Here is a 6000-nt window from a genome sequence, read left to right as displayed (position 1 = left end):
GGGCGCCCATTAAAGGGCGCCTTCTATATAGAGGTGCGCTGTAGCGTCAAATCAGTCGAGTTTGCTCAACACTTCGCCAACCGCGTCGAACAGGCGATCGAGATCCTGCGGTTTGCTGTTGAAAGTTGGGCCGAACTGCAGGGTGTCGCCGCCGAAGCGCACGTAGAAGCCGGCTTTCCACAGCGCCATGCCCGCCTCGAACGGACGCACGATGGCATCGCCGTCACGCGGAGCGATCTGGATGGCACCGGCCAGGCCGTAGTTGCGGATGTCGATGATGTTTTTCGTGCCTTTGAGCCCGTGCAGCGCATTTTCGAAATGCGGCGCGACGTCGGCCACGCTCTGCACCAGGCTTTCCTTTTGCAGCAGGTCCAGTGCAGCCAGGCCAGCGGCGCAGGCGACCGGGTGAGCCGAATAGGTGTAGCCGTGCGGGAATTCCACAGCGTATTCAGGCGTGGCCTGGTTCATGAAGGTCTGGTAGATCTCGGAGCTGGCAATCACCGCGCCCATCGGGATCGCGCCGTTGGTGACTTGCTTGGCGATGCACATCAGGTCAGGGGTCACGCCGAAGGTGGTGGCGCCGAACATGGTGCCGGTACGGCCGAAACCGGTGATCACTTCGTCGAACACCAGCAGGATGCTGTGCTGATCGCAAATCTCACGCAGACGCTTGAGGTAACCCTGTGGCGGTACCAGCACGCCAGCGGAACCGGCCAGAGGCTCGACGAACACCGCGGCGATGTTCGAGGCATCGTGCAGCTCGATCAGTTTCAGCAGCTCATCGGCCAGCGCGATACCGCCCTGCTCCGGCATGCCACGGGAGAAGGCATTGCTCGCCAGCAAGGTGTGCGGCAGGTGGTCGACATCCATCATCGCCTGACCGAACAGCTTGCGGTTGCCGTTGACACCGCCCAGGCTGGTGCCGGCGATGTTCACGCCGTGGTAGCCACGGGCACGGCCAATCATTTTGGTCTTGGTCGGCTGGCCTTTCAGGCGCCAGTAGGCGCGAACCATCTTCACCGCGGTGTCGGCGCATTCGGAGCCGGAGTCGGTGAAGAACACGTGGTTCAGGTTGCCAGGCGTCAGGTCGGTGATTTTTTCCGCCAGCTGGAACGACAGCGGGTGGCCGTACTGGAAGCCTGGCGAGTAATCGAGGGTGCCCAGTTGCTTGGTGACCGCTTCCTGAATTTCCTTGCGGGTGTGACCGGCACCGCAGGTCCACAGGCCCGACAGCGAGTCGTAAACCTTGCGGCCCTTGTCGTCGATCAGCCAGCTGCCTTCGGCACCCACGATCAGGCGCGGGTCACGCTGGAAGTTGCGGTTGGCGGTGTACGGCATCCAGTGCGCATCGAGCTTCAGTTGGCTGGCCAGAGAAGTCGGAGCGTTTTCAGGCAAATTCATGGGTGGAACCTCGCAAGGCAATAAGCGGCGCAGGGAATGAAAAGCGTTGTTGCAGCTAAATTGACACGAGGATAAAGTCGGTGAAATCCAACTTTTCTAACCTTTAGTCAGCACCTGACTAAACTATCGAGCCAGCCACATGAGTAGCCGCCGTCCCGACCCGTTGGCGCAAGTCAGCGACTTTGATATTCGCCTGTTGCGGATCTTCCGCAGTGTGGTCGAGTCCGGTGGCTTCTCCGCCGCCGAAAGCGTGCTCGGCATTGGCCGCTCGGCCATCAGCCAACAGATGAGCGACCTGGAGCAGCGACTCGGCCTGCGTCTGTGCCAGCGGGGTCGCGCCGGTTTTTCCCTGACCGAAGAAGGCCGCGAGGTCTATCAATCGGCGCTGCAGCTATTGAGTGCGCTGGAAAGTTTTCGCACCGAGGTCAACGGCCTGCATCAGCATCTGCGCGGTGAGTTGACCATCGGCCTCACCGATAATCTGGTCACCCTGCCCCACATGCGTATCACCCATGCGTTGGCGCAACTGAAGGAGCGCGGGCCGGACGTGCAGATCCAGATCCGCATGATCCCGCCCAATGAAGTGGAGCAAGGCGTACTCGACGGCCGTTTGCATGTCGGCGTGGTACCGCAGGCCAGTGCGTTGTCGGGACTGGAGTATCAGCCGCTCTACAGCGAACGTTCGCTACTGTATTGCGCGGTGGGGCATCCGCTGTTTTACGTCGATGACAAACAGCTGGACGATGCGCGCCTCAATCAACAGGACGCGATCGCCCCGACCTTTCGCCTGCCGGTGGACATCCAGGCGCATTACCAGGCGCTCAATTGCACCGCCAGCGCCTCCGACCGCGAAGGCATGGCCTTCCTGATCCTGACCGGTCGCTACATCGGTTACCTGCCGGATCACTACGCCAGCCTTTGGGTTCAGCAAGGTCGCTTGCGCGCGCTGAAACCCAAGGCACGCTTCTATGACCTGAGCCTCGCCTCGGTCACCCGCAAGGGGCGCCGCCCACATCTGGTGCTGGAGAGTTTTCTGGAGAGCCTGGCCGCGACGCGCTGAATGTCACCATCCCTGCGCGCCGGTTTCCAGACTCGGTTCACGGTGTTCCAATAGCGGACGCCGGCAAACATCATTCCCAGGGCTGCGGCCTGACGCCAACCACATAAGACGCCTATGCCATTTACCCTCAGCGACTTTTGCGATTACCGCGAAGAAATCCGCAAAAGCCGTTTCATTACCTTCGCCGCCCCCGTCGGCAGCCCTGCCGACGCGCAAGCGTTCATCGAGCAGCACAGCGATCTGAACGCCACGCACAACTGCTGGGCCTGGAAGCTCGGCGATCAATACCGCAGCACCGACGACGGCGAACCCGGCGGCACTGCTGGCCGGCCGATTCTGGCGGCGATCGAGGCGCAGGATTGCGATCAGGTCGTGGTGCTGGTGATCCGCTGGTACGGCGGCATTCAATTGGGCACGGGTGGACTCGCCCGCGCCTATGGCGGCGGCGCCAACAAATGCCTGCAGGCAGCGCCGAAGATCGAGCTGATCAGCCGGGTATCGCTGCGTTGTGCCTGCGCATTTGGCGAGTTGGCGCTGGTGAAATTAAGAGTCGCGGAACTGGGCGGGCTGGTTGTTCAGGAAGACTTCACCGCCAATGGTGTCGAACTGCAACTGGCGGTAGGCGAAGCGCAGATTGAAACGCTGCAGAAATTGCTGGCCGATTTGAGTCGTGGGCGCATTCTGTTGCAGCGTTGAGATAGCTATTTTTTAGAACCTTTGCGTTATCCCCAGCCTCGAACATTTGCCCACATCTGCTGTGCACCTGGCTGTGGATAACCTGAGCACACACCGCTGTAACCCTTCTGTCATAAGGGTTTGCGGGATTTGTTCACTTTTCGTCCAAAATGCCATCAGAAAATACAAATTCAATTAAAAACAGTTACTTAGGATGGTTTATCACTTTTGGAAGATAGCCATCCCGCGCTTATGCCCGACCTTTGAGCTTGCGCACAAATACTGTGGAGCAATCTGTGGATAACCCGTTCATTCCCGCCGCCGCCCCATGCCCGGCATGGCTTGCGCGGGACTGATCATTTTTTGAGCAAAATCTCCAGCACGTGAGCCGCAGCCGACAACAATCAACTCGACGCCTCGCATCAGGCGTTGCAGCATAGGTCCAGCCAACGTTGTCCATTGAGTCCGTGACTCTCATTTATCAAGGAAGCCACTCATGTCCAAGGCAAAAACCGCGCTCATCATCGGCGCCTCCCGGGGGCTCGGCCTCGGTCTGGTGAAAACCCTGCTGGCCGATGGCTGGCAAGTCACCGCCACGGTGCGTAATCCACAGAATGCCGAGGCTCTGAAAGCCTTGGGCAAAGTGCGGATCGAGAAACTCGACATGGACGACCAGCAAGCGGTGATCGACCTGAGCCAGCAACTCAAGGGTGAGGTGTTCGATCTGCTGTTCGTGAATGCCGGCGTCAAAGGGCCTGACGTTCAAACGCCGGGCGGTGCATCGCTGGCCGAAGTGGGCCAGTTGTTTTTCACCAATGCCGTGGCACCGATCAACCTCGCCCAGCACTTTGTCGGGCAGATCCGCCCGGACACCGGCGTACTGGCGTTCATGAGCTCGGTTCTCGGCAGCGTGACCATGCCCGATGCACCGGAACTGGCGTTGTACAAGGCCAGCAAGGCTGCGTTGAACTCGATGACCAACAGCTTCGTCACGCAGTTGGGTGAGCAGAAACTCACCGTGCTGTCCCTGCATCCGGGTTGGGTGAAAACCGACATGGGCGGAGATGGCGCCGATATCGATGTGCAAACCAGCACCCGAGGCCTGGTCGATCAGGTGAATGCCTATACCGGCAAGGGCGGGCATCATTTTGTGAACTACCGGGGTGAAACCATTCCCTGGTAACCCCGTCTTGCTTTTTATAGGAGCCGAGCTTGCTCGCGATAGCGGTGTGTCAGTCGACAACAACGCAACAGATACACCGCCATCGCGAGCAAGCTCGGCTCCTACAGAGGTCTTCGTTGTTCTGTCGGTCCGGGCTTGCCCATAAAGCCCTTTTGATCGACACTTCGCACCTCGCCTCCCCGGCGACCCTGGATCAGCAGACAGGGCAACACTGAGCTGGCAACCCTGAACCCAACTTTCAGAGGAGCCGGCCAACATGCCTGCGACCCGTACCTGGTTAAAAAATCCCCTCGCCATTTTCACGGCCAACGGTCTCGATGCCCGTGGCGGCCTGGTGCTGCAAGACGGCGTGATCGTCGAAGTGCTAGGCCTGGGCCAGCAACCGTCCGCACCCTGTGGACAAGTGTTCGATGCCCGTGAACATGTGATCCTGCCGGGACTTATCAACACCCATCACCACTTCTATCAAACCCTGACCCGCGCCTGGGCGCCGGTGGTCAACCAGCCGCTGTTCCCGTGGCTGAAAACCCTGTATCCGGTCTGGGCGCGCCTGACGCCTGAAAAACTCGCCCTCGCCACGAAAGTCGCGCTGGCCGAGCTGCTGTTGTCCGGCTGCACCACGGCCGCCGACCACCACTACCTGTTCCCGGACGGACTGGAGAACGCCATCGACGTGCAAGTCGAAAGCGTCCGCGAACTGGGCATGCGCGCCATGCTGACCCGAGGTTCCATGAGCCTGGGCGAAAAGGATGGCGGCCTGCCACCGCAGCAGACCGTGCAGGAAGGCCAGGTGATTCTCGACGACAGCCAGCGCCTGATCGCCGAATACCACGAACGGGGTGACGGCGCACAAATCCAGATCGCCCTGGCGCCCTGCTCGCCGTTCTCGGTGACCCCGGAGATCATGTCCGCCAGCGCCGAACTGGCGAACAAGCTCGATGTGCGCCTGCACACGCACCTGGCGGAAACCCTCGACGAAGAAGATTTCTGCCTGCAACGCTTCGGCCTGCGCACCGTGGATTATCTGGACAGCGTCGGCTGGCTCGGCCCACGCACCTGGCTGGCCCACGGCATCCACTTCAACCCGGATGAAATCGCCCGCCTCGGCGCCGCCGGCACCGGCATCTGCCATTGCCCGAGCTCGAACATGCGCCTGGCTTCCGGCATCTGCCCGAGCATCGAACTGACCGACGCCGGCGCACCGTTGGGCCTGGGTGTGGACGGTTCGGCCTCCAACGATGCCTCGAACATGATCCTCGAAGCGCGCCAGGCGCTGTACATCCAGCGCCTGCGTTACGGCGCAGAGAAAATCACCCCGGAACGCGTTCTCGGTTGGGCCACCAAAGGTTCGGCACAACTGCTCGGTCGCAGCGACATCGGTGAAATCGCGGTGGGCAAGCAGGCCGACCTGGCGCTGTTCAAGCTCGATGAGCTGCGTTTCTCCGGCAGCCACGATCCGGTGTCGGCGCTGCTGCTGTGCGGCGCGGACCGGGCGGATCGGGTGATGATCGGTGGCAAATGGCGGGTGATTGACGGGCAGGTTGAGGGGCTGGATCTGAAGGGCTTGATTGCCGATCACAGCCAGGCGGCGCGGCAGCTGATCGCCGGTTCCTGACACACCCATAAACCTGTAGGAGCGAGCCTGCTCGCGATAGCGGTCTGTCATCCGTCATCGCGAGCA

The 6000-nt window shown here is 60.9% G+C and carries 5 protein-coding genes; 4 read left to right on the top strand and 1 reads right to left on the bottom strand.

The genetic code is table 11. The annotated features are described in order from the left end of the window. Positions 1 to 51: 51 nt before the first annotated feature. A complete protein-coding gene (locus tag DKY63_RS23035; RefSeq protein WP_110966208.1) occupies positions 52 to 1401 on the bottom strand; it encodes an aspartate aminotransferase family protein in 1350 nt (449 codons plus the stop codon). 139 nt (positions 1402 to 1540) lie between these two features. Here DKY63_RS23035 and DKY63_RS23030 point away from each other — a divergent pair, with 139 nt between their 5' ends. The 4 genes from DKY63_RS23030 (at position 1541) to DKY63_RS23015 (ending at position 5934) form a co-directional block, all read left to right on the top strand. Further along, complete coding sequence (locus tag DKY63_RS23030; protein WP_110966207.1) at positions 1541 to 2461, top strand: LysR family transcriptional regulator; 921 nt, start codon at positions 1541 to 1543, stop codon at positions 2459 to 2461. 114 nt (positions 2462 to 2575) lie between these two features. Further along, the gene (locus DKY63_RS23025) at positions 2576 to 3157 is read left to right on the top strand and encodes an IMPACT family protein (RefSeq protein ID WP_110966206.1); all 582 of its coding nucleotides are present in this window, start codon (positions 2576 to 2578) and stop codon (positions 3155 to 3157) included. Positions 3158 to 3632: 475 nt separating this feature from the next. Beyond that, positions 3633 to 4319, top strand: a complete 687-nt coding sequence (locus tag DKY63_RS23020; protein WP_110966205.1) for an SDR family oxidoreductase — start codon at positions 3633 to 3635, stop codon at positions 4317 to 4319. A gap of 256 nt (positions 4320 to 4575) precedes the next feature. Further along, entirely contained in the window at positions 4576 to 5934 is a 1359-nt protein-coding gene (locus DKY63_RS23015) for an 8-oxoguanine deaminase (RefSeq protein ID WP_110966204.1), read from the top strand. Positions 5935 to 6000: the final 66 nt, after the last annotated feature.

The organism is Pseudomonas putida (assembly GCF_003228315.1).
GTDB lineage: Bacteria > Pseudomonadota > Gammaproteobacteria > Pseudomonadales > Pseudomonadaceae > Aquipseudomonas > Aquipseudomonas putida_S.
The sequence above is the reverse complement of the archived record's forward strand: the minus strand, read 5'-3'. Positions and strand labels throughout refer to the sequence as shown.

What these genes read in the sequence shown, in the direction of transcription:
- DKY63_RS23035 (WP_110966208.1), bottom strand. Translation starts at nt 1,401, where the DNA reads ATGAATTTGCCTGAAAACGCTCCGACTTCTCTGGCCAGCCAACTGAAG.
- DKY63_RS23030 (WP_110966207.1), top strand. Translation starts at nt 1,541, where the DNA reads ATGAGTAGCCGCCGTCCCGACCCGTTGGCGCAAGTCAGCGACTTTGAT.
- DKY63_RS23025 (WP_110966206.1), top strand. Translation starts at nt 2,576, where the DNA reads ATGCCATTTACCCTCAGCGACTTTTGCGATTACCGCGAAGAAATCCGC.
- DKY63_RS23020 (WP_110966205.1), top strand. Translation starts at nt 3,633, where the DNA reads ATGTCCAAGGCAAAAACCGCGCTCATCATCGGCGCCTCCCGGGGGCTC.
- DKY63_RS23015 (WP_110966204.1), top strand. Translation starts at nt 4,576, where the DNA reads ATGCCTGCGACCCGTACCTGGTTAAAAAATCCCCTCGCCATTTTCACG.